The sequence below is a fragment of the Xenococcus sp. PCC 7305 genome (assembly GCF_000332055.1).
Classification (GTDB): domain Bacteria; phylum Cyanobacteriota; class Cyanobacteriia; order Cyanobacteriales; family Xenococcaceae; genus Xenococcus.
Window position 1 is genome coordinate 25,778 of the sequence record NZ_ALVZ01000195.1, and the last position, 23,065, is coordinate 48,842.

Consider the following 23,065-nt stretch of genomic DNA (forward strand, 5'->3'; position numbering starts at 1 on the left):
AAATTAGATAACAAATATTTTCTAAAAAGTAAATTTAATATTTTGATTGGTCTTTTTATACCTTAATCCACAAATATTCGGTATCATACTCATGAAGTAAATATGAATTAACTGATAAAAATCAGTATCAATTAATTAACTACTAAGTAACCGCGCACAATATTAATTTGAATATTTTAATAAGAATAAAGATAAACAATGGTACTAAATAGTAATACCTTCGCTGATGTTACCAATAGTTCAGGAATCGATTGGTCAAGACATCGTGGGGATGAAGCTTTCAGCGTTGCCTGGGTAGACTACAACAATGATGGCAGACAGGATCTCTGGATTTCAGGGCATGGCTATAATAATGCTTTCTCCAGAAACCCCACCGGGAAATTTCCCGCTTTATATATTAATCAGGGTAATGGTCGCTTCAATAATATTTTTGAAGAAGATTGGCGTCGCGGACAAGGTGGCGATATTCACGGTACGACCTGGATTGACTTCGATAACGATGGCGATCAGGATGTCTTTGCTTCTGGTGGCGGAGCTTTAGGGCAAAATAATGTCGGACAGCCCAATCTGTTTTTTGTGAATAATAATGGTGTTCTGACTAATCAGGCAAGCGATCGCAACATCACCTATGACCTTGGCAGAAGTCGTTCTTCTCTTTGGGTTGATGTTAATGGCGATGGCAGATTAGATGTTATTCAGTTAGTTGCGATCCGGGATGATAGCAGAGGCCCCACTGTCTATTTTCAACAAAGGCCCAATGGCACATTTGCCGCACCCCGCAATCTGAATCTTCCTGGCGGTTCTCGTTATGCCCAACTTGCCGACCTCACAGGCGATGGCAATCTGGAAGTTGTTATTCAAGGCACTAATGAGTTTCCCATCCGGGTTTTTGATATTTCCAGTGGCAATTTCAATAACATCACCAGTCAGTTTAATTTTCCCCTAACTTTTGATCCGAGTAATCCTGACAATGCGGATTTTTTCAATCGGACTTCAGCAAGAGATTCCATTATTGCTGATTTTGATAACGATGGCGATAATGACTTTTTTCTCACTCGTTCTGATGTGGCGCTGAATAATCAAAATCCTAGTGTTTTTAAAGCAGGGAATGACATTATTGTTGCAGAGTTGCTTAATCAAGGAAGACAAATTGGGTTTAACTTTAAGACAAACGGACAAATCGCCTTAGATATTTTTGATATTTTTGAGCGCGAACCCAATCTAAATGCGAATCAAATCTTTATTGGGTCCTCGGGAAGAAATCCCACAGCCGCAGAGCTGAGAGCTTTTGTAGATACTGATACTCCTACTTCGGTCAATCTTCAAGTAGAAAATACTGATCGTCCTAGTTTAGTTTTAAGCCGTAATAGTAATGGCGTTAATGGGATTGCGGGAAATCGCTCTCGTAGGGGAATTTATATTGGGTTTGATAACAATAGTCAAACTTGGCAAGTTCGTTTATCTTCAAATCAGTCGGAAGTTTTTCGTGCTATTGTCGAATCCACTGCCAATGTAACCGATGTCAGCCCGATTAATTTTTCTAATCCTAATACGGCTAGTCGAGCCTTGACAGACCAACTATGGACTTATGATTCTAATAATAGAAGATTTGTTAATCGCCAGAATGTGGGCTTAAATACACCAACCTTAGCTCAGTCTGCTGTGGCTGCCGATTTTGATAATGATAAAGATATTGATATTTATATAGCCAACTCCTTTACAACGATTAATCAACCAAATATTCTTTATGAAAATAGAGGTGATGGCACTTTCCGCACTGTCGAAATGGCAGGCGGAGCCCGAGGTTTTCGAGTCGGCCCTTCCCATCTTGATTTTAATATTGGGGCGCGCCTAGCAACTGCTGACTATAACAATGATGGTGCGGTTGATATTTTTGTGGGCTCCACAACCATGAAAACTCCTCGTAAAACCTATTTAGGAACTCCTTCCCAACTGTTTCGTAATCGCGGCAATGGTAATAATTGGATATTACTAGATTTAGAAGGTGTGGCCTCAAATCGTGATGCGATCGGCGCTCAAGTGAAGCTGACGTCTGGGGGAGTGACTCAACTACGAGAACAAAACGGCGGCATCCATGTTTTTGCCCAAAATGATCAAAGACTTCACTTTGGTTTAGGACAAGATAATCGCATCGATCGCATTGAGATTCGCTGGCCATCAGGAGAAGTACAAACGCTGAATAATGTTGGCGTCAATCAAATTTTAAGAATTAGAGAAGATGGAACTACACCACCTCCCCCACCACCACCTGGCAATGGGGAGAATATAGTCGGGACTAATGGTGCAGATGATTTATCTGGTGGCTCCGGTGATGACACTCTCTCAGGCAGAGGCGGACGAGATGTGCTTAACGGTGGAGCTGGGGATGATGTGCTGTTTGGTCAGGTGGGAATTGATACAATCTCTGGTGGTGCAGGAGCAGATAATTTCCTTTACACCGAGCGCAATCATCGTAACGATATAATCACCGATTTTGAGTCGGGACAAGATACCATTCAAATCTCCGCTAGTGGTTTTGGCGGTGGACTTACTCCGGGAAATGTCAGTGCTGGTCAGTTTGTCTTGGGGAATACGCCAACTGATGGCAACGATCGCTTCTTATACAATGCGAATAACGGCAGGGTATTATTCGATCCTGATGGCACAGGAAGTGCTGGCAAAATTGTGATTGCCACGCTTACGAATAAACCAGATTTTGATAATGGAGATCTCGAAATTGTTTAGCAATTAAGAGGTTTGCTGGCAAAAATGCGCGGGAATTTGCCCTGGTTTCATGAGCTTTACTTTAACGAAAACTATTTTTGTTTTGCTGCTGATATTCTACTGTAGAATGAGAAAAAACAATGTTTAATAGTTGGTTTTTCTTCCCAGGCAACTTTGGTTAATGTAAAAAAACTACTCAGGAAATGTCTCAATTCTGTCTAAACCCAGCTTGTAGTAATCCTCGTAATTCAGATCAAAATCAATTCTGTCAAGGTTGTGGTGCTAATTTGGCAGATAGTACTCAAAGCTATCAGTTTCTATTTGCAGTCCCGAATAGAGAATCAAGAGCTTGACCTTCGTCAACCAGATTCTTTAGCACCAATTATTCCCGACAATGAGAGATAGTGCAATAAAATCTCTAGAAAATATTACTGTTGAAATAATCAAGAAAAAGCTGATAACTTACGGCGTAATTGTCAAATAGCACTACTAGTATTGCGATCAATAAACTGATTTATGTTTTATGATTTATGGAAAAGGAGGATCGTTCAATCCAAAGGACTAACAGTGCAATTTCATCTTTTAACGAGCTTTTTGCAGAAAATCTTCAGGCGCAATATTTGCTTGTTTTAAAATAGACCTTAATGTTCCTTCCGGCAGATCTCCTGTATGTTTTGGGATAGTTGTATATCGATTTGTCTTTGGATTAAACCAAATTTCATGACTTCCAGCAGCCTGACGGTGAAACTCAAATCCAAATCCCTGTAAAACTTTAATAATTTTGCGATATTTAAATCCAGCCAGTCGTCCCATAATTGATTATTGACCAACTACCAATGGATAATCAAAAGATTCCGCAACAGAACTAAGAGTTGCATCTGCCTGAGATTCAAGTAATTTTTGAGCAACATCCCGAGCAATTTCTAGAGTTTCGGTGATCGTTTCCCCTTGAACAACAAGTCCTTGAATGTCTTCTGTCGTTGCTAAATAACAACCTTCTGGGAGTTTCTCTATGTGCAAATTGATAATCTTTTCCATTCTTAATTGAGTTTATTCAATTGAATTATTTTGCTTCATTATATTTTTTTTCTTAGCTAAGAGTTGACAATTTACGGCGTAAATCTCGAATAGAACTACTAGTATTGAGATCGCCTGTCACTTGAAAACAATCGGCAATCAAATTCAAAATATATACATATACTTTAAACGAGGAATTGAGCGATCGCCCAACTGCTGAGTTAGAGCCTCATAATCATCCCAATCCCCAGGAAGCTGAAACACCGATCCTAGTCGACGTGGGCGTAAATAAGACAACCATCAACGAAGAGCAAAAAGCTGATATATCAAGACTTATTACTTATTACTTCCGCGCAGCGGCACTAGTGGGATGTCGACTTTTTCTGGGGAAATAACAGCGAACATATGCTTTCAAAGTTTATTCTATTTTGAAGTCAAAATATAGCATTTCTTGATAGTTTACATTTTAGACAAAAAAAAGCCCAACCCTTATAACTATTAGACAAACTTTGGAAGACCTTTTTACTTACACTTTATAAATCTTCTAAGACTTACGTGATAACTTGTATTTTATGAAATAACTATTCGGTATAATCAACTATTTGTTACTAGAAAAGCTAATAATAAAAAAGTTAGAAATACAGTCAACTTAGTTTATTCAACTAATTTATAGATACTTACTTATCATTTAAATCTAAGTTAAAAAATATGCTCAACCAGAATTCATTTACCGAAGTGGCCCAAACCTCAGGCATCGAATGGTCACGACAAAAAGGTGACGAGGCATTTAGTGTTGCTTGGGTAGATTATAACAATGATGGTTTCTCAGATCTCTGGATTAGTGGTCATGGTTATAGTGGTGGTGGAGTTAATGCTCGTTATCCTGACGGGAAATATCCTTATTTATATATTAATAATGGGGATGGCACCTTTACCAATCTGTTTGAGGAGGACTGGCGGCAAGGAAGTGGCGGCGATACCCACGGCACTACTTGGGTAGATTTTGATAATGATGGCGATGCGGATGTTTTTGTCTCGGCTGGAGGGCAAGAAGGAGTAGGTTCCCAACCCAATATATTTTTTGTTAACAATAACGGTAATTTAGACAACCAAGCAGAGGAAAGAGGATTAGATTATCCTTTTGGTCGGGGTAGGACTTCTCTTTGGTTTGATTATGATAATGATGGGTTACTAGATGTTTTATTGGTAGAAGCTTTTCGCGATGAAAATGGGGATGGTAATTTTGACACTCTGGAGGTAGAAATTGATAGCGATCAAGATGGTGAAGTCGATACTACCGTTACAGTGCAAACTCGCACGGCGATTTTCAGGCAAAATGACGATGGAACTTTTACTGATACCACTGACTTAGTAGGACTCGAAACTAATGGCGGGGCTCGTTATGCCCAATTGGCAGATCTCACAGGAGATGGGGAACTAGATCTGGTTATTCAAGGCACTTATCAGTATCCTTTAAAAGTCTACGATATTTCTTCTGGAACAACTTTTCAAGACGTAACAACTAATATTCCCTCCATCTTTAGCTCCACTCTTCCCATTGGAGCAAATAATGATTCGGGAGAATTCAACGATGCCGCCAGAGATTCGGTGATTGGCGATTTTAATAATGATGGTCGCAACGATATTTATCTGACTCGCTCTTTTGTTTTTCCCCAAGCATCTAGTCTGTATCAAGGTTCAGATCAGGTTGTTTCTGCCGATTTATTATTAAAAAGCTCGGGGGAAGTGGGTTTTGATTTTCAAACAACAGGAAAAATAGCTTTAGATATACTTGACTATTTTGGTACGCAATTTAGTATCGAGCAATCTCAAATCTTTATTGGGGAGTCGGGCCGGGCTATTACGACAGCTGAATTAGATGCTATTTTTTCTGGTGATACCAGCTCAGAATTTGTCTCTGGTGGTTGTGCTTTATGCGGAGGAGCCCATGCGGGTCATAATCATTCTACGGCGGCTTTTGAGCTTGATCCCAATGATGCTACTGTTGTTGGCTTAAAAGGCGATCGCTCTGCCACCGGATTATATATTGGTTTCGACTCGGCAACTCAAACTTGGCAAGTGCGTGTAACTGCGGAGGACAAACTTAATAATTTACCGATTCGTGTTGCCATCGAAAGTACAGAAAACATCGCTACTGAAAGTGTGACCCGAGTGGGCTTTGATGCTGTCGATCCTTCCGTCAATGCATTATCAGATCGCTTCTATGTTTATGATGAGGCCAGTGGACAATATTTGGATAAAACCACTGAAGCCGGTTTGGATCTGCCTACATTATCTCAATCAGTAGTTTCTGGCGATTTTGATAATGATATGGATTTGGATTTATATGTAGCCAATGGTTATTCTAGTTTTAACCAGCCCAATATTCTCTACGATAACCAGGGCGATGGCACATTTGTCGCAGTTGAAATGGCAGGTGGCGCAGTTGGGACAGAAGTGGGGGCACAATTTTTAGACTTTGAAATTGGCCAACGACTTGCGGTATCCGATTACGATAATAATGGATTTTTAGATATCTTTGCCGGTTCAACTACTTCTAAATCGAAACTCAGAACCTATTTAGGCACTCCTTCCCAACTTTTCCAAAATCAGGGAAATGAGAATAATTGGTTACAACTAGACTTACAAGGTATTCAATCTAATCGAGATGCGATCGGCACTCAAGTAAAAGTCACTACTGGAGGTGTCACGCAAATTCGGGAGCAAAATGGCGGCAGTCATATTTTTGCCCAAAATGACACTCGCCTTCACTTCGGACTTGGATTAAATGAAGTTGTTGATTTAATTGAGATTCAGTGGGATTCGGGAATCACTCAAGTTCTGGAAAATGTTGCTGTCAACCAGATTTTAAATATTATTGAACCCTTCGCTAATAGTATTACGGGAACAGAAGGTCTAGATAATTTACTCGGGACTAGTAGTACTGATGAGATTTTTGGGTTAGCTGGAGATGATACGATCAACGGCTTTAGGGATAATGACAACATAGATGGGGGAGCTGGAAATGATCTCATTCTAGGTTCTGAAGGCAGTGACACTATAAATGGCGGAGATGGGATGGATACCATCAGAGGTGGCCAGCAAGGAGATAGCATTAGTGGCGGCATGGGAGATGATCGCTTAGAAGGCAATCTTGGTGATGATAATCTGGCCGGGGATGAAGGCAATGACTATATTTTTGCGGGTTTTGGTGATGATATTCTTGATGGTGGCACGGGCAACGACACTCTCAATGGGGTCAGTGGCAATGATGTCATTAGTGGTGGCATGGGCAATGATACGCTCAATGGCGATAGTGGCAATGACAGTTTGGATGGTGGAGAAGATAATGATCGTCTAGATGGCGGCACAGGCAACGATACTCTTCATGGTGGTGAGGGGAATGATCTGCTTCGTGGAGGAGATGGCAGGGATTCACTGCGCGGGGATGAAGGAGATGATTCTCTTATAGGAGCTAAAGGGAATGATCTGTTGATTGGTGGAGATGGCAATGATTATCTCAATGGCAATAGAGGGGGCGATACTCTCTCAGGATATAAAGGCAATGATTTGCTGATTGGTGAAGATGGGGCTGATGAGCTAAGGGGTGGCAAAGGGGATGATACCTTAAAAGGTGGTTCCGGGAATGATACCATCGTAGGTGGTGATGGTTTTGACGTCATCATTGAGGAGGGAGACCTCAACTATACAATTAGTGACACCGAATTGATTGGCAAAGGCGTTGATAGTATTAGCAGAATTGAGAAAATAGATTTGGCGCTAGGTGGTAAGCCCAATATTGTGGATGGTTCGGCGGTAACAGAGTACGATTTGATCATCAGAGCTGGTGGCGGTCAGGACACGGTTTCTGGTGGAGCGAAAAATGACAATATTTTTGGCGGGATTGGCAATGACTTGCTATCTGGGGGCGCAGGAAGAGATAAGTTTATTTATCTGGCCAAAAACCATCGTGGAGACATACTTACAGACTTCACCACTGGAGAAGATCGGATTTTTCTTTCTGCTTCGGCCTTTGATGTAGAACTCACCACAGGACAGGCTATTAGCCCTGAACAATTAACCATTGGAACTGAGGCCCTCGACGAGAGCGATCGCTTTATCTATAACAATGGCACTGGCAATCTTTTATTAGATGTTGATGGTAATGGAGAGCAAAACCCCTTATTCATTGCTAAGTTGGAAAATATCCCCGAGGCGATCGCAAGTGAGGACATTTGGATTATTGTCTAGCTTCTCTATTACTGCTTGCAGTATAGCGTTTCTCAGATTGATGGGGTACATTCTCCTATTCCCTTTCTTGGTCAGCGTTCCCTTTCGCCTGACGGCGGCGTGGGGTCTGACCGCTGTTCCCGATTCCCCGTTCCCCAAAGCAGAATTATATATATCTCACTAATTTAAGAAGGGCTATAAACTATCGAGCAATCATCAAAACCTATAGTCGAGAAACCCAACTAAAAATCCTCTCGGGTTTCCTGACAAACAACAATGCGGCTAATGCAAATAAATGAACTGACCAATGGGCAACCACCAATCCCCAAATCAGACAGGAAATGGACATCACAACGGATAAGACACCAAAGATGTCGTTACCAGAACGCAGATATAAAATTATGCTGCTCAATGTAGTGACAAACATTAACAGGGGAAAAATGGGCAAGGAGATGATCATAGCAATTGCCTCTTGCAAACTTTAGGAGCTACCTATCAACAGAGCCAAGAGTTGAATTGTTTTCTTCTCTGGCCTTGACTTCAACTTTACAATAGATTTATCGAGTCAATGGTATTTTTGATAACTTAAAGGTGATTTTTTCGGACTTCTTTGTATAACTTCAAATTTTCGTGATTTTTGGATGATTTTTAGACCATATATTGAGGGTGTTATCGAGCATTGTGAAATGGAATTTGATACAAAATGCCAAGAAAAAACCAGTTGGAGGAAAAACAACTGGTTAAATATTTATTGACATACATACTTAATTCGGAATTCAGGAAGGTCTCTTCCTACAAATCATAAATGTTTGATTGATGTGTTTTGCGTTTGCTTTATCTTGCTGTTCAGTTACTATCTTATGGGCTCTCCAAGACTTCAGTTAGTGTTGCTTGCTTTACTGTAGATTACGGTTTTCTTCCCGAACCCCAAAATTTAGGGCAAACCGAACTAATGAGGAACAATTAGCAAACACAGACTTAATTGGGCCGAGCTATCTAATTTTTAGATTGGCGCATTTCCTCCAATTCCTTTCTCAGAGAAATAATATCGTCAGTCAAATTTTGCAGGTCAGAAGTCGTATCTTTTCGGGAAACAACAGGAGCATTTTCCATATCTTGATGATTGGTACTAGAATCCTGTTTGCTGAATAAACTATCTAAAAATACCCTTGCTTCCTGCTCAGTAACCTCTCCTTTAGCGGCCCATTCCTGAGTTTTTTGACTAAGATCTGACTGCATTTGAGATAATATTTCGGTTCTTTTCTGCGGATTTTGCACTGTCTCCACCAAGGAAGTCGCAGCTCCCACGGTCATCCGTAATCCTTGTTGAGCGATCTGTAATAAATTGTTATTGTCCATTATCTTAATATTCGTACCTGAAATATCTGTTTTATGATTTAAATTAAATTGCTAATCATTTTAAATATAAACACTAGTTTCTTAGATCAATATCTTATTTCCTCTTTTTTCTTCTTAAAACTTAATAAAGCAAACCAATATTAGCTTCTGTATAAAGCACATAATCAAGTACCTGCCAGTATCCGACTCAAAATATTTATGATGAGTAAGTAAATCTTTGCCTAATCTGCGATCGCCACTTTTCTGCCGAGGCTATGATGGTAGCTAAGCAAAATAAGTATAATTACTGTTACGAAAAGCAATATTAATAACTTCAAAAAAAATATAATCACTGATAGTATATTCACGGAGGACCATGGTCGCGGTTAACGTCCTTCTAGGAAAACAGATTGGATTCTCGCTAGGAACAGAATCTTTTGGGGGGAAATTCAGATTGGCTCTTGAATAGTTATTTGCTGAGGGGAAATGAATTATGGGAAAAGTTATTGATAAGTCCTTGGAATTCTATCTGAATTTAAAATATGCCATCTCTGTCTATCCAGAGGAAACTGGGCGGTTTACCGTTATGATCCCAGAGCTTTCTGGATGTATGAGCCAAGGAGAAACCATAGAAGAAGCATTTCAAAACCTAGAAAAGGCTCGTCGATATTGGATGGTCAGGGCCTGGGATTCTGGGAATGCAATCCCCCTACCAAACGAATAAATTAGGTCTTTAATCACCCCATAAATTAGTGGTGTTTCGAAGACTTTGATGATTGCCATTTCCTAAGATCAAATGGTCTAAGATTGGAATGTCTAAGCATTTTGCTCCTTGAAGGAGTTTTTTTGTCAATTCAAGATCTTCAGCCGAAGGGTCTAAAATCCCAGAAGGGTGATTATGAGCCACAATTAATTGATTAGCGCCCTGTTTAATCGATTCTCGAAAAATTGTCCGAGGATGAACTATCGTTTGCTCTGCTGTGCCAATAGCAATTAACTGAGTGCCTATCAACCCGTTTTGTGTATCTAACATTAAGACTGCAAATCGCTCTTGACTTTGCCACATTAGATCTTGGCTCAAAGCGGCAGCCGCAGCGGTCGGACTATTGATAGCAGTTCGCTGATAAGGTCGAAATTGAAAGGTTCTTTTTCCCAATTCTATCGCGGCTACTATCGTTGACGCTTTTGCTGGCCCTATTCCCGAAATTTGCATTAATTCTTGAGGACTGACATCTCGCAATACATCTACAGGATCTCTTTTGTGTTCACTAAGTTGTTGTAGTAAATGTTGTCCTAAACCAAGGGCGGAAAGTTTTCCTTTTCCCTGGCCAGTGCTGAGTAAAATTGCCAATAATTCTGCTACTGTAAGATTCTGTGCTCCTATAGAAAAGAGTCTTTCTCGGGGACGTTCGTTTGTAGGGATATCTGCAATTCTTAAGCTATAGGTCATAAACAAATCTAACAACTAGTTAAATACTAATATTCCCAATATAACCTAGGTTTTATAACTATCGACAATGTAGAAAAAAATGTAGAGACGCAGCATAATACACACTACATCCCTACATTAATGGTTTATATTTTAAATTGGCAACATCTTAGAATAATAAAAGCTTATAGCTTAAGACTGAGCCCTTTGCGATTCTAAGATCTTCCTCTAGTAGCAATGTTTTTTGCCATATCGCGGAACATATTTACGCCAGGATCTCCTTTGCGACGTTCTTTTAAAGAGGTGTCGGCTGAGCTACTTGTTGCTGCCGCTACAGGTGCGGGAGCAGGTGCAGGTGCAGGCGCAGGCGCAGGAGCTGCTACAGGCGCGGGGGCTGCCACGGGTGCAGGTGCAGGTGCGGGGGCTGCTACAGGTGCGGGGGCAGGCGCGGGGGCTGCTACGGGAGCAGGAGCTGCTACAGGCGCGGGGGCTGCTACGGGAGCAGGTGCAGGCGCAGGAGCTGCTACATTACCAATAGACTTTACGTCCCCACCTTCTGTCGCTGAAAACGCTTTTTCCGTTGCAAAGCCCTGAGGGTTTTTTAAGGTCTTAGGAAATGTTTTTCTGACCTTAACAGTTCTTTTCATGTAATTGATGTCGCCCATAGTTTGAGCTTCATCTGGTTCTAGGAAAAATTCATTACTTGGCATGATGTCTGATATCCCTTACTGTAATCTGATTTTTTTTGCTCGCTTTTGGTTAAAACTTATCAAAAAAGTTGCGAAAAGTAACTTTATTTTAAAATAAATTAGCTTTTTTGTATATACTTATCTAAATTAATTCCATAGATGTACTTAGAAGTTAATACGAGATAATTGTACAGGACTACCTTCTTTGTTCTGCATTCGACTAACACTTGACTTCCTCTCTCCTGTTGCTCAATCTTTAAATATCTATCCCTTGATATGATGAGAGTGTGGAGAATACAATACACCGATTAAATTCATTAACTGAGGGAAACTGGTTTAAGCTAATTTGCGGAGCTAGTTATCAACATCTGCCCACAGTTCGCAGTTTAGCTCTGATTTATACTTTGGCTGGAGTCGACTGTATTGATGTCGCTGCGGAATCAGCTGTTATTACTGCTGTGCAAGAAGGTATACAGGCAGCTCAGAATTTTCAGAACTTTGCTCTTCGTCCAAACCCTGGAGGCAATCATCCACCTTTGCTGATGATGAGCATTAATGATGGGGAAGATCCTCATTTTAGAAAAGCAGAATTTGATGCTACCCAATGTCCAGTAGAATGCCCTCGTCCTTGCGAAATGATTTGCGGGGCCGACGCGATCGCATTTAGTGAAATTGCCAACGAATTTTCTGGGGTCAGCGATCGCCTTTGCTATGGTTGTGGTCGTTGTTTACCTGTTTGTCCAGAAAAATTAATTACCACTCGCTCCTATGTCTCAACTCCGCAAGCAGTAATATCTTTAATTGATGAGATGGGCATAGATGCGATCGAAATTCATACTCAAGTCGGACATTATTCTGATTTCAAGAGATTATGGCAAAAAATTGCTCCAGAAGTTGATAAGTTACAAATTCTTGCAATTAGTTGTTCCTATCATCAAGAAGTCATTCCCTATTTACAATCTCTTTTTGAGCTAATAAACCCATTACCTTGCCCTTTGATCTGGCAAACTGATGGTCGTCCCATGAGTGGCGATATTGGCATGGGAACAACTCATCTTGCAATCAGATTTGCCCGAAAAGCGATCGCAGCTAATTTGCCTGGATATATTCAACTGGCAGGAGGTACAAATGATTACACTGTCACCAAACTCCAAGGGGAAAAAATGTTAAAGTACCAAGCTAAGAACACAAGCAGTTGTAATAGATGGGTTTCGGGAGTTGCCTATGGTAGTTATGCTCGTTCTTTAGTGTCGCCAATTTTAGAAAAACTAGAAATGATTAATTACTCAGATAATCATTCTGCTAAACAACTAGAAAATTATCCTGATTTACTTCAAGATTCAGTGGCCATTGCCCATAATCTAGTATCTCAAATTAAATATTCTTCCTTATAAAAAACTAATCTCCGATGGTCTAGGTTCCCTAAAACCTAAAACCTAACACCTAATACCTTTAAAAAATAATTTGAATGACACAAAATCAAATTCCCGCTCATCGAATGCAAATCACTGATAACCTCGACGAATTGTTAGGGATATTTCCCACGGTGATTCGAGACAAAATTGAGGCTCATCCCCAAAAAGATAACCTGATAGAAGTTGTGATGGATTTGGGAAGGCTGCCTGAAGCCCGTTTTCGCAATGAAGTTTGTTATTTAGGAGAAAAGCCAATCTCAAAAGAAGATCTGCAATATTCTATCGAAAGAGTTGGGATCTTTGGTGGTGACAACCGTGCTGGCATTGAAAGGACGTTGCACCGCATCAGTGCCATGCGCAACCGAGCAGGAGATATCATCGGTTTGACTTGCCGCATTGGGCGAGCGGTTTTCGGCACAATTGTCATGATTCGGGATTTAATCGAAACTGGGGGATCAATCTTGTTGCTGGGTCGTCCAGGGGTTGGTAAAACTACGGCTCTACGGGAAATTGCTCGGGTGTTGGCTGATGATCTAGAAAAAAGAGTTGTAATTATCGATACTTCCAATGAAATTGCTGGCGACGGTGATATTCCCCATCCTGCAATTGGTCGTGCTAGAAGAATGCAAGTGGCTCGTCCTGAGTTACAGCATCAGGTAATGATTGAAGCAGTGGAAAACCATATGCCAGAAGTCATTGTAATTGATGAAATTGGTACGGAATTGGAGGCTTTAGCTGCTCGTACCATTGCAGAAAGAGGAGTTCAATTAGTAGGGACTGCCCATGGCAATGCTTTGGAAAACTTGATTAAAAATCCTACTCTTTCTGATTTGGTTGGCGGTATTCAAGCTGTAACCCTTGGGGATGATGAGGCCCGCCGTAGAGGTTCGCAAAAAACAGTTTTGGAGAGGAAAGCTCCGCCTACATTTGCGATCGCGGTAGAAATGTTAGAGCGCCAAAAATGGATTGTCCATGAGGATACTGCCCAAACTATCGATAGTTTGTTGCGAGGAATTGAACCTGGCTCTCAAATTAGAACTGTTGATGATAGTGGGGAAGTCTCGATTGTTGAGCAAGAAGCTGTCAGCCACATAAAAGGGGTTCAGTCTCGCAATTCGAACATTGTGGCACCATTGAGTCCTAGGGGTTGGCGTGCCTCAGGAAAAATGACCCCGATCGCGCCTTTAAGCAGAAAAAAAAAGAATAAGATAAATCCTGAGTTTGAAATGATGCTGGAAGGATCTTGGCAAACCCAAGATCCCAGTGGCAGCAAAATTAGGACGCCAGGCCCCAATGGTGAAGATTGGCCTGTGTACATCTATCCCTATGGCATTGGTCGTTCTCAAATAGAACGGGTAATTGATGTTTTGGATTTACCCGTTGTGTTAACTAAAGATGTCGATCATGCTGATGCGGTAGTCGCTTTGCGATCGCAAATTAAACATCACTCTCGCCTCAGACAATTGGCAAAAACTCGTAATATTGCGATTCATGCTGTCAAGTCTAATACGATTCCCCAGATTACTCGGACATTACGTCAATTGTTGCAGCTTGAAGATCCTAATGCGACAAACACCGCAGATGTTCGTTTATTTACCACGGCGAGTAATGATGACGAAATCGAAGCTTTAGAAGAAGCACGTTTAGCAGTAGAGCAAATTGTAATTCCCCAAGGTCAACCCGTAGAATTATTACCTCGTTCTTCTAAAATTCGGAAAATGCAGCATGAGCTTGTAGAGCATTATCATTTAGAATCCAATAGTTTTGGGGAAGAACCAAATCGTCGTCTCCGAATTTATCCCGCTTAGGATTAACGGGCTTTGCTCTTGAAGGCAGAGGGCAGAGGGCAGAGGGCAGAAGTTTAAATCTCTCTTTCCCTTTGTCATAGATTAGAATTTCTATAATTTTTGCATTGGTATGGAGCAGTAGATCATGGATTATTCAGAAGCTTGTGAATATAGTACCTTGGTTTTTTATCGAGAGAATCACAGGAAACAGCTTTACTATAGTTGGGAAGGTGATATTTGGTGGCGTGAATCACCAGATAAACCTCAAGAGAAATTATTCTCGATAATTGGCATGAATGCGACCAAGGTTCTGCTCAAAAAAGATCCTGAGCATGGTGAGGTTGGTTATCGGCTCAATCGAGAAATTGGGCTATTTTGCGATCCCGAAACCAAGGAAATTTTGCATTACTGGCAGCCCGGAGAGAGCAGCCCCAAAAAGCCTGTGGTTCATATTGCGAATCGCATGGTTCAAGGATCGCTTCGAGAAAGAAAAATCACGATTCCACCAGGAAAAGCATATATCACCAGAGTCAATGAGATTCCTTTAGAATATCCCCATGCTTTAGCCAAAGATCCTAAGTTTAAAGATTATTGCCCTGGTGAAAAATTTAAGGGCGTGGAATATTTTACTTCTAGTGTTTCTCGTCCTGGGTTTAAGGGTGCACCACCAGCGGAATGGGCGCGGGATTGTCCTTGGATGCCTTGGATGAAGTTGGGTTATGGACATCCAGCTAGGTTGCGGTATGAAACCAAGATTGCCAGAGTTGACTCTTTTGAAGAGCTGAATCCTAAGTTAGTTGAGTTGGTCAGGAGCAGATTACCGATCTATGAGTTTACTCCTGAGGAATGCGATGAACCGAATATGACAAGTATTCTCTATTTTAAGAAGCATTTTGATGCTTATTTGCAGGGCGAGAGTTTTCCGATAGAAGAAACTTTTTAATTTTAAGGATGTAGTATTGCCAAAGCATCAAGCAATTAACGAATAGACAAAATTAGCAATCAAGGAAAGTGCGATCGCGACTATTCCTCCACCAATCCATCTCAGCGAACCAATCAAAGATTCAATCTTCTCCATAGATTTTTCTAGTCCACCTAGTCGATCATCTATTTTTGTTAACTTATTTTCTACATTTGTTAATCTGTTTTCTACTGCTGTTATTTTATTCTCAACGCCAGTTAATCTATTTTCCACATTGGTCATACGGTTTTCTAGACCAAGCAAACGACTATCTACGCTTTTAAGTCGCTCCTTAATATCTGAGATATCTCTTTCAACAACGGCGATTCGTTCACCACCATTGTTGGTGATTTTACTAAGTAGCGCTTGTTCCCATTGTGTTCCTGTTGGACTTATCATAAATATGCGATCGCTGATAACTCTGAGAAGACTAAATTAATATGTTCTCAATACTATCTTAAAGAATTTTTTCTACTAAAGTCCAAAAATAACCATCTGGTGCGACAAAAGAAAAACTCTGCTCCCCAAACTCATTAACTTCTACCGAGGTAATATTCTTGGCTTTGCTATTGCTAACTCGCTGATGATAGTCAAGAATATCGCGCACCCCATAGGTATAAAGACAAACACCGAGACTGCCAGGCCGCGCCAGCTCATGAACATCTGCAACCTCCAATGATTCAGGATAGCGAATAAATTTTAGGCGACCCGATCGCATTTTTTGGGGATCGTCTTTAGAAGATCGCGGATCATCAAAGTTTGTGCTGTAATATGCTTCTCCTGGATTAATTTGAAAAATATCTCGTCCCGTTTCATTGCCTTCATAGGTAGTTACCCATTCTTCATCGTTGAAGCGCATTAAACCCAGAACTTCGTCATAGAAACGCAAAACTTCTTGGCTATCGTCTTGAATAATTAATCCCACATGGGTGAATTGACTTGTACGAAGGTGCGATGCGATCGCGACTTTGCCGTAATTCGGAATTTGATAGTTATAGCGCTGAAAGATAAATTGACGCGATTCCGGACGAAGCAACATCAGCTCCCGCACTCCAATAGGCTTGTCGATAAAAGGCTCAAAAGTTTCACCAGTATCGTAAATCACATCCCACATCGGCCCCATGAAATAGATATCTTGCCCCGCAGCCTTGGCGATTGCCGCGTGGTTTGCGATCGCGAGAACATCGTCGCTCATCATGGCTCCCCAACGATTACCTCGCAGCCTCATTTTACTCATTCCCAAACCTTCATTTAGAGGTTGATCCCAAACCATAATGCGAATCAAACCATGATCGGCATCTTGATGCTGCAAACGCATAGCTTGGAGTTGTGAATTCACCCCATAAAGAGCTTGAGCTTGCTGAGCTGAAACTGTGCCTTCTTGTCCTAAGGAAAATCCAAATTGCTCCCAATATTTAAGCGTTGATTTGGGATCGCGAGTTCCGATGCAGATTTCGTATACGCCAAAGATCTCTTGCATGGGGTTTGTTCTGGATGAATTGGATATGTTGCTGGACAAAATTCTCATCTCCTAGATTCAAAAAACCTATCTATTGCTCTTCCCAGAATTGTAGATGAACTCCGTTGGGAGCTTCTACTGCGATCGCTTTTGCTGTTTCATGATTGGAAATTGGTATTTCTATAGTTTCGGCAAGAATTTTAATGTTGTTTTGTTGTAATTTTTGGGTCAGCTCGGTTAGGTTGTCCGTGGTAAGTGCGATCGCAAATAGTCCAAGATTAGGAATTTTCCCAGTGCTGGATAGATTTTGACCTGGCACAGAAGTTTGAATAAATTCCAAGAAAGGAGTTTTACTGCCAGGCTGTTTAATAAATGCCATTCTCGATTCAGTTCCTGCTGGCAAGTTTAAAATATTATCAATCATTCCTTCTGGTAAAACCTCGTTAAATATTGTCGTTAGACCCAGAATATCGCTATAAAATTTTGTGACTTCTGCAATGTCTGTAACTACTTGAGAAGTATCAAGCATCGAGCCAAAATCTTCTTTGAGTTCGGGAATTGGTTCTGAAAGACGCTCAATAAAGACAAGAGGAATATCATCAGGCCCCGTCATGATTGCTTCTTTGACGGTAACTGGCCCAAGACTGAAAGTGTAAGTTATGGGAGGACAAACAAATTGATAGCCTTGTTGGCTAAAGCGATCATAAGCCGCATCAACATCTTTAGCCCGAAACGCGATCGTAAACAAACCATAATCTGTTGTATTGCCAGTAGTGCGGATTGATTTACCAGAGTTGGGTTGAAATTGGATTAATTTTATTGAGGTCGTTTGTTCATCGTTTTTGAGAATTATCACATTACCAGTAGTTTCGAGCGAGCAATTCCACAGTTGATTAATTGTTTTAGCATCAAGAGAATATTCGGCCACGACGGACATTCCGAAATTGTCTTGGAAAAATCTTGCTGATTTGTCCAGATTGCTTACGCTAATTAGAATTTGAGCAATTCCATCTTTGAGCATATTTAAACCTTCTACTAGTTAATAGAGACATCAGCCTGGCGATCGCGATTGGGATTTGGTTTGATGAAAATGATAACTTCACATGCAAAGGCATATCAAGCTGTAAATTCCCAAAATGTAAAAACAGCATGAAAGTTATCCGAAAATTATATATATTTTCTCCTCATAGTATATATAGTTACAAAATGCAGCTAGAAATTATTTTATAAACTTCAAAACACGGATCAAAGCTGAGATGATTTCACTCTTAACTATAGAAGCCGTTATCAAGACTAAAACTTAAGGCAAATAGCTTTAGATTAGAACTCATCAATCAAGAGAGGAGAACCGATTAATTAAATGTCTTTACAGGTAGAACTGCTAGAAGAAAGTTTTGAAGCAATTAAGCCGCAAGCTAATGAGTTTGTGAACAGTTTTTATGAAAATTTGTTTACAGCTAATCCCGAAGCTAAACCTTTGTTTGACACCACAGACATGACAGAGCAAAAGAAGAAATTGCTAGCGTCTTTGGTCTTGGTAGTAGAAAATCTCCGCAAGCCTGATGCTTTGGAGGGTGCACTAAAAGGCTTAGGCGCTCGCCATGTTAAGTATGGAGCTTTGCCAGAGCATTACCCCTTGGTAGGAGGTGCTTTGTTGACCACTTTCGGGCAATATCTAGGTGAGAAATGGACTCCGGAAGTCAAACAAGCTTGGATAGATGCCTATGGCGCAATTAGCGAAATCATGCTCGATGGGGCTGACTACTCCAAAGAAGAAGTTGCCCTACCAACTCCAGAAGCTACAGAGGAAGCGGCAGAAGGCGGACTACAAGTAGAGTTGTTAGAGGAAAGTTTTGAGGCGATCAAACCTCAGGCTAATGAGTTTGTTAATAGTTTTTACGAAAATTTATTTACAGCTAATCCCGAAGCGAAGCCGTTGTTTAAGACCACAGATATGGCAGAGCAAAAGAAAAAATTGTTGGCGTCTTTGGTCTTGGTAGTAGAAAACCTCCGCAAGCCTGATGCTTTAGAAGGTGCCTTGAGAGGGCTAGGTGCTCGTCACGTTAAATATGGAGCCCTACCAGAACATTATCCCCTGGTGGGGGGGGCATTGTTGACGACGTTTGAACAGTATTTAGGTGCTCAATGGACGCCCAATGTTAAGCAGGCTTGGGTGGATGCCTATGGGGCAATTAGCGAAATCATGCTTGACGGAGCTGACTATACAGAACAAGAAATCGCTTTAGATCCTGATCCGACACTCGAAACTAGCGAAACTAGCTCAGTTGCCGCTGCATCTTCAACAGAAGAAGGTAATAGCAAAGCTGGCCTATTAACCATTATAGGCGGCGGCATTTTAGGTTTGATTGCAATTCTTCTAGTGCTTCTGTAATAGGAGAATATGGCAGGAAATCTAGGTAAAAACTTTCAATTGGGTAAGTTACTACAATCAAAGTTTGTCATTATTGGAGTGATGCTTCTGTTGTTAACTTGGTTTGCTGCTGCTTTTGCTTTAGATCAGCGTAGTATTTTTCTTCCTGGTGAAACTTCAAATGGCCACGTCTTGTTTGAGGCGAGTTGTAGTTCTTGTCATGAAGGATTTAAACCTGTAACTAATGAAACTTGCAATCGTTGTCATCAAGCAGAAATGGCGACAGATGTTCATGGAGCCAAGAAGTTTCGTGATCCTCGTTGGGCTGAATATTTGGAAAATCTTGATGTTTTGACTTGCACTGCCTGTCATGCAGAACATGTCCATATGTTTGATCGGGGAGTTCATCTTCAGCCAGATTTATGTATGGCTTGTCATGAAGGGGTAATCAATGGGCAACTAATTAGTCATGAAGGCTTCACTCCTGATGGCTGTTGGACCGGAGGTTGTCACAATTTTCATGATCATCGAGGGATTTCGACGGGTTTTCTGCGAAAAAATCTTGATCAACCTTGGATGTTACCGGAACCTGCTGAACCGGCAAGAATAGTTGAGATTAAGACAACTACTCCTCCCCCGGCTGATTTAATTCAGGAATTTTTGCAGGGGGAAGTATGAGAAATATTGGCTTTAAATTACTGGTTCTGTTCTTGTTTATTGTCAGTTTTTGCTTAGTTCCACCGGCGGCCTCGGCAAATTTCACTCAAACCCAGTTAGATGAAATTACTCAACTTTGGCAAACTAGCGCCCATGCCCTAACAGAGGTCAATTGTTCGAGTTGTCATCAAAATGCAGAAACCAAACAGCTAATAGTGAGACCAACCCAAGAAAGTTGTCGCAGTTGTCATGAATATACAGTGGAGACATTTTTATTGGGGAAACATGGCATTCGGACTCTAGAGGGTTTATCTCCTCTAACTCCCGCCATGGCACATTTGCCCATGAAAGAATCGGCTCAAGACTTACAAATGAGTTGTAATACTTGCCATGATGTTCATTCAGTGAATACATCCCAAGCTGCGGTAGATTCTTGCTTGGTCTGCCATAATGACCCCCATTCCCTCAACTATAAAAGTTCTCCCCATGCCCAGATTGTTGAGCTAACTAGTCTTCCCCGTCCGAATCAAGATGCCGTAACCTGTGCAACTTGTCATTTACCCAGGGAAAAAGTAGGTAGTGCCATTCTAGTCAATCACAATAATACCTATGTTCTCAAACCACGCGATCGCATGGTGAAGGATGTTTGTATGAATTGTCATGGAGTGGAACATTCCTATAACAGTATTTTCGACGACCAATTAGTCGAATCCAATTTTGCCGGACCTCCTACTCAAAAAATGCAAACCTTCCAATTAGTGAGGGATTTAGAGAAGAAACGGTCAAGCAAAGCCAAATAACACTAGCTGTCACTAGTGATTATTCATTTATTTAACTTTACTCAACCTAATAGCACTAAGAATCATCCTAACAATGAATCATCTAATTCGAAAAATTAAAACTCAAACTATAGGGTTAATCGCGATCGCAGTTATGGTAACCTTTACCGCGATCGCCTGTGGTGGCGGCAGCTCAACCCAAACCACTGCCGCAGTGGGCATTCCTCCCGAAAAAGTTGTTGATTATATCCATACTGTGCTACTCGCAGATCGCACAGCTTACACCAAACATGTGGTGAATCGTCTCAAGACATTAGAAGGAAAAGAAAAGCCCAATGGAGTAATCGACGCCGAAGCCACTGAAGGTTGGCAAGAAACTGGTGGAGTACCTCTACCCGCTCAAATGTTCCGTTTGGGCTCAGAAGTTGCTTTAGAAAATACTACAGAATTCACTTATAACCTCATTTCTACTTGGTACATCAACGATAGCCATAACCCAAAATCTGAGTTTGAAAAAGTTGCGATGGAAGAAGTGAACAAAACGGCAGAACCTTACACGGGTTATCAAGAAATTGGCGGGCAAACTTACTTTTCTGCTCTGTATCCCGACAAAGCAGTAGCCGAAGCTTGTGTTACTTGTCACAACACTCACCCAGTTCATTTGGAACGTTATCCTGACAAACAATTTGAACTGGGAGAAGTCATGGGCGGCATTATCATTAACCTACCTGTGGATAAAACTTAATAACGAAGGCAGAAGGCAGAAGGCAGAGGGCAGAGGGATATTTTCATTATCAACTAATGCTATTCCTTCTGTTCTCTTTCTTAGTGCATGTTTTTTAAGGGCAAAGCAAGTAACAAGATAATCCATGAAACCGAAATTTTCTACGCTGATAATCCTCATATTTTTAGCAGCTGCTATTCTGGCACCTTTTGCTCTTAGTCAGATTTATATTCCCATTCTGAGAGAACAGTCTTTCGATCTTTTACTATTTTTGCAAGGTGAACTTTATAAGCAAACTACTGGATATATTGCCCTAGCTTTTGTACTATTTGAAATGATTTTGGCTGCTAGAAAAAGAGGAAGAGGCTGGATTGTGCAAATAAAAGTTCCTGGTTCGATCCTAATGTGGCGAAGACTGCATATTTTTCTAGGAGTAGGTTTATTAAGTATCGTTTTGATCCATACTATTGGCGTCAATGGCCTAAACTTTAACGCAATTTTTTTGTGGATATTTTTTGGCGTCAGTCTTTCAGCATTAGTGGGTGTAGTGGCCGAAACTGGCATTGTTGAGTCGCCAAGAAAAAGATTTTTAATTTGGTTATCTAGTAAAAAACCTAATGGAGAAAAAACCTCTGGTATCTCGAAAAGTCTTATGATTCGCAAGTTAAGAAGTTTTTGGCTAGGAACTCACATCATATTAGTCAGTATCTTTTTTGTCATGCTAGGAGGCCATATCTTTTTGGTTTATTATTACCAGTAATAGAGAAGATCAGAAAAATGGCAATATGAAAGACGATGTTATCCTGCAACGAGCAGCTAATTATTTTATAGAACAAAAGGATTTACCATCATCTTCAGAAGTTGTAAATTCCTTGTTGGAGGCAGAGAAAATTGCCAAAAAAGAGAAAATTAGTTACGACTGGGAAAATTTGCTCGGCACTTGGCGGCTATGTTTTGTCACGGGGACGAAAAAGACCAGAAAAAAAGCAGGAATTGTTCTCGGAGCAGGACGATATTTGCCCCGTTTAGTTAAAATTTCCCTTAATTATTCACCTGGGGAAGAAGAATTGGCAACAAATCAAGGCAATGTCGAAAATAGCGTGGAGATTGGCGGTTTGCAATTATCTTTGACTGGGCCAGTTAGGTTTTTAGCACCTAAAAACATCCTGGCGTTTGACTTTACCAGAATGAAAGTAAAATTGCTTGGCTTGACTTTCTATGATGGTTATATTCGCAACGGAAAAGCCAAAGAAACAAGTTTTTATACCGACAAGATTTCTCAGCAAGCATTTTTTGCCTATTTTTATATTACCAATTCCGCGATCGCCGCAAGAGGTAGAGGTGGGGGCTTAGCTCTTTGGAGTAAGAAAGAATAATCATACTAAATCCGATTCTGAAAACACATGTTTAGATGAGAAAATCTAAATGGACTCAAAACCTTCTGCCCTCTGCCCTCTGCCCTCTGCCATCCCTCAACTCGTAAGT

The 23,065-nt window shown here is 40.9% G+C and carries 23 protein-coding genes; 15 read left to right on the top strand and 8 right to left on the bottom strand.

What is annotated here, in order from left to right; genetic code table 11:
- The first annotated feature begins 198 nt into the window (after nucleotides 1-198).
- Together XEN7305_RS26825 and XEN7305_RS29075 are read left to right on the top strand one after the other, a co-directional pair.
- The gene (locus tag XEN7305_RS26825; RefSeq protein ID WP_006510521.1) at nucleotides 199-2,745 is read left to right on the top strand and encodes a cartilage acidic protein; all 2,547 of its coding nucleotides are present in this window, start codon (nucleotides 199-201) and stop codon (nucleotides 2,743-2,745) included.
- 182 nt (nucleotides 2,746-2,927) lie between these two features.
- Nucleotides 2,928-3,077, top strand: coding sequence for a 4-Cys prefix domain-containing protein (locus XEN7305_RS29075; RefSeq protein WP_158500408.1), 150 nt, complete (start codon nucleotides 2,928-2,930; stop codon nucleotides 3,075-3,077).
- 229 nt (nucleotides 3,078-3,306) lie between these two features.
- Here XEN7305_RS29075 and XEN7305_RS16065 read toward each other — a convergent pair whose 3' ends face one another.
- Together XEN7305_RS16065 and XEN7305_RS16070 are read right to left on the bottom strand one after the other, a co-directional pair.
- Nucleotides 3,307-3,537: a type II toxin-antitoxin system HicA family toxin gene (locus XEN7305_RS16065; protein WP_006510522.1), complete on the bottom strand. Its 231-nt coding sequence runs from the start codon at nucleotides 3,535-3,537 to the stop codon at nucleotides 3,307-3,309.
- A gap of 6 nt (nucleotides 3,538-3,543) precedes the next feature.
- Nucleotides 3,544-3,762 carry a type II toxin-antitoxin system HicB family antitoxin gene (locus XEN7305_RS16070; protein WP_006510523.1) on the bottom strand — a complete coding sequence of 73 codons (219 nt, stop codon included), beginning with the start codon at nucleotides 3,760-3,762 and terminating at the stop codon, nucleotides 3,544-3,546.
- A 176-nt stretch (nucleotides 3,763-3,938) separates the two neighbouring features.
- Between XEN7305_RS16070 and XEN7305_RS29080 the strand changes: the two genes are divergently transcribed.
- Entirely contained in the window at nucleotides 3,939-4,136 is a 198-nt protein-coding gene (locus XEN7305_RS29080; RefSeq protein ID WP_158500409.1) for a hypothetical protein, read from the top strand.
- 313 nt (nucleotides 4,137-4,449) lie between these two features.
- Nucleotides 4,450-7,992 (top strand): CRTAC homolog protein, encoded by a 3,543-nt coding sequence (locus tag XEN7305_RS26830; protein WP_006510524.1) that lies wholly within the window; start codon nucleotides 4,450-4,452, stop codon nucleotides 7,990-7,992.
- Between the two features lie 202 nt (nucleotides 7,993-8,194).
- Here the strand turns inward: XEN7305_RS26830 and XEN7305_RS27775 are convergent, their stop codons facing one another.
- Both XEN7305_RS27775 and XEN7305_RS16080 read right to left on the bottom strand, forming a co-directional pair.
- Nucleotides 8,195-8,398 (bottom strand): hypothetical protein, encoded by a 204-nt coding sequence (locus tag XEN7305_RS27775; RefSeq protein WP_238568992.1) that lies wholly within the window; start codon nucleotides 8,396-8,398, stop codon nucleotides 8,195-8,197.
- Between the two features lie 569 nt (nucleotides 8,399-8,967).
- Nucleotides 8,968-9,330: a hypothetical protein gene (locus tag XEN7305_RS16080; RefSeq protein WP_006510525.1), complete on the bottom strand. Its 363-nt coding sequence runs from the start codon at nucleotides 9,328-9,330 to the stop codon at nucleotides 8,968-8,970.
- Between the two features lie 472 nt (nucleotides 9,331-9,802).
- Between XEN7305_RS16080 and XEN7305_RS16085 the strand changes: the two genes are divergently transcribed.
- Nucleotides 9,803-10,033, top strand: coding sequence for a type II toxin-antitoxin system HicB family antitoxin (locus XEN7305_RS16085; RefSeq protein WP_006510526.1), 231 nt, complete (start codon nucleotides 9,803-9,805; stop codon nucleotides 10,031-10,033).
- A 9-nt stretch (nucleotides 10,034-10,042) separates the two neighbouring features.
- Here XEN7305_RS16085 and radC read toward each other — a convergent pair whose 3' ends face one another.
- Complete coding sequence (gene radC / locus XEN7305_RS16090) at nucleotides 10,043-10,759, bottom strand: DNA repair protein RadC (RefSeq protein ID WP_006510527.1); 717 nt, start codon at nucleotides 10,757-10,759, stop codon at nucleotides 10,043-10,045.
- A gap of 216 nt (nucleotides 10,760-10,975) precedes the next feature.
- On the opposite strand from radC, the gene XEN7305_RS29085 reads away from it, so the two are divergent.
- From XEN7305_RS29085 to XEN7305_RS16110, 4 genes are all read left to right on the top strand, one after another.
- Nucleotides 10,976-11,332, top strand: a complete 357-nt coding sequence (locus tag XEN7305_RS29085) for a hypothetical protein (protein WP_158500410.1) — start codon at nucleotides 10,976-10,978, stop codon at nucleotides 11,330-11,332.
- Nucleotides 11,333-11,714: 382 nt separating this feature from the next.
- Nucleotides 11,715-12,821 (top strand): circadian clock protein LdpA, encoded by a 1,107-nt coding sequence (gene ldpA, locus XEN7305_RS16100; RefSeq protein WP_006510529.1) that lies wholly within the window; start codon nucleotides 11,715-11,717, stop codon nucleotides 12,819-12,821.
- Between the two features lie 74 nt (nucleotides 12,822-12,895).
- Complete coding sequence (locus XEN7305_RS16105; protein WP_006510530.1) at nucleotides 12,896-14,650, top strand: R3H domain-containing nucleic acid-binding protein; 1,755 nt, start codon at nucleotides 12,896-12,898, stop codon at nucleotides 14,648-14,650.
- A 124-nt stretch (nucleotides 14,651-14,774) separates the two neighbouring features.
- Nucleotides 14,775-15,572, top strand: coding sequence for a DUF1838 family protein (locus tag XEN7305_RS16110; RefSeq protein ID WP_006510531.1), 798 nt, complete (start codon nucleotides 14,775-14,777; stop codon nucleotides 15,570-15,572).
- A gap of 27 nt (nucleotides 15,573-15,599) precedes the next feature.
- Here XEN7305_RS16110 and XEN7305_RS16115 read toward each other — a convergent pair whose 3' ends face one another.
- The 3 genes from XEN7305_RS16115 to XEN7305_RS16125 all read right to left on the bottom strand — a co-directional run bounded on the left by XEN7305_RS16115 (nucleotide 15,600) and on the right by XEN7305_RS16125 (nucleotide 18,070).
- Nucleotides 15,600-15,989 carry a hypothetical protein gene (locus tag XEN7305_RS16115; RefSeq protein WP_006510532.1) on the bottom strand — a complete coding sequence of 130 codons (390 nt, stop codon included), beginning with the start codon at nucleotides 15,987-15,989 and terminating at the stop codon, nucleotides 15,600-15,602.
- 58 nt (nucleotides 15,990-16,047) lie between these two features.
- On the bottom strand, nucleotides 16,048-17,070 hold the full coding sequence (locus XEN7305_RS16120; RefSeq protein WP_006510533.1) for a hypothetical protein: 1,023 nt from the start codon (nucleotides 17,068-17,070) through the stop codon (nucleotides 16,048-16,050).
- A 70-nt stretch (nucleotides 17,071-17,140) separates the two neighbouring features.
- On the bottom strand, nucleotides 17,141-18,070 hold the full coding sequence (locus XEN7305_RS16125) for a VOC family protein (RefSeq protein ID WP_006510534.1): 930 nt from the start codon (nucleotides 18,068-18,070) through the stop codon (nucleotides 17,141-17,143).
- 339 nt (nucleotides 18,071-18,409) lie between these two features.
- Here XEN7305_RS16125 and XEN7305_RS16130 point away from each other — a divergent pair, with 339 nt between their 5' ends.
- The 6 genes from XEN7305_RS16130 (at nucleotide 18,410) to XEN7305_RS16155 (ending at nucleotide 22,956) form a co-directional block, all read left to right on the top strand.
- The gene (locus tag XEN7305_RS16130; RefSeq protein WP_006510535.1) at nucleotides 18,410-19,441 is read left to right on the top strand and encodes a globin family protein; all 1,032 of its coding nucleotides are present in this window, start codon (nucleotides 18,410-18,412) and stop codon (nucleotides 19,439-19,441) included.
- 9 nt (nucleotides 19,442-19,450) lie between these two features.
- Complete coding sequence (locus XEN7305_RS16135; protein WP_006510536.1) at nucleotides 19,451-20,098, top strand: cytochrome c3 family protein; 648 nt, start codon at nucleotides 19,451-19,453, stop codon at nucleotides 20,096-20,098.
- The gene (locus tag XEN7305_RS16140; RefSeq protein WP_006510537.1) at nucleotides 20,095-20,877 is read left to right on the top strand and encodes a cytochrome c3 family protein; all 783 of its coding nucleotides are present in this window, start codon (nucleotides 20,095-20,097) and stop codon (nucleotides 20,875-20,877) included. The genes XEN7305_RS16135 and XEN7305_RS16140 overlap by 4 nt, the downstream gene beginning before the upstream one ends.
- Nucleotides 20,878-20,950: 73 nt before the next feature.
- The gene (locus XEN7305_RS16145) at nucleotides 20,951-21,601 is read left to right on the top strand and encodes a DUF3365 domain-containing protein (RefSeq protein WP_006510538.1); all 651 of its coding nucleotides are present in this window, start codon (nucleotides 20,951-20,953) and stop codon (nucleotides 21,599-21,601) included.
- A gap of 124 nt (nucleotides 21,602-21,725) precedes the next feature.
- A complete protein-coding gene (locus XEN7305_RS16150; RefSeq protein WP_006510539.1) occupies nucleotides 21,726-22,340 on the top strand; it encodes a hypothetical protein in 615 nt (204 codons plus the stop codon).
- A 25-nt stretch (nucleotides 22,341-22,365) separates the two neighbouring features.
- Nucleotides 22,366-22,956 (top strand): hypothetical protein, encoded by a 591-nt coding sequence (locus XEN7305_RS16155; protein WP_006510540.1) that lies wholly within the window; start codon nucleotides 22,366-22,368, stop codon nucleotides 22,954-22,956.
- Nucleotides 22,957-23,065 lie beyond the last annotated feature (109 nt).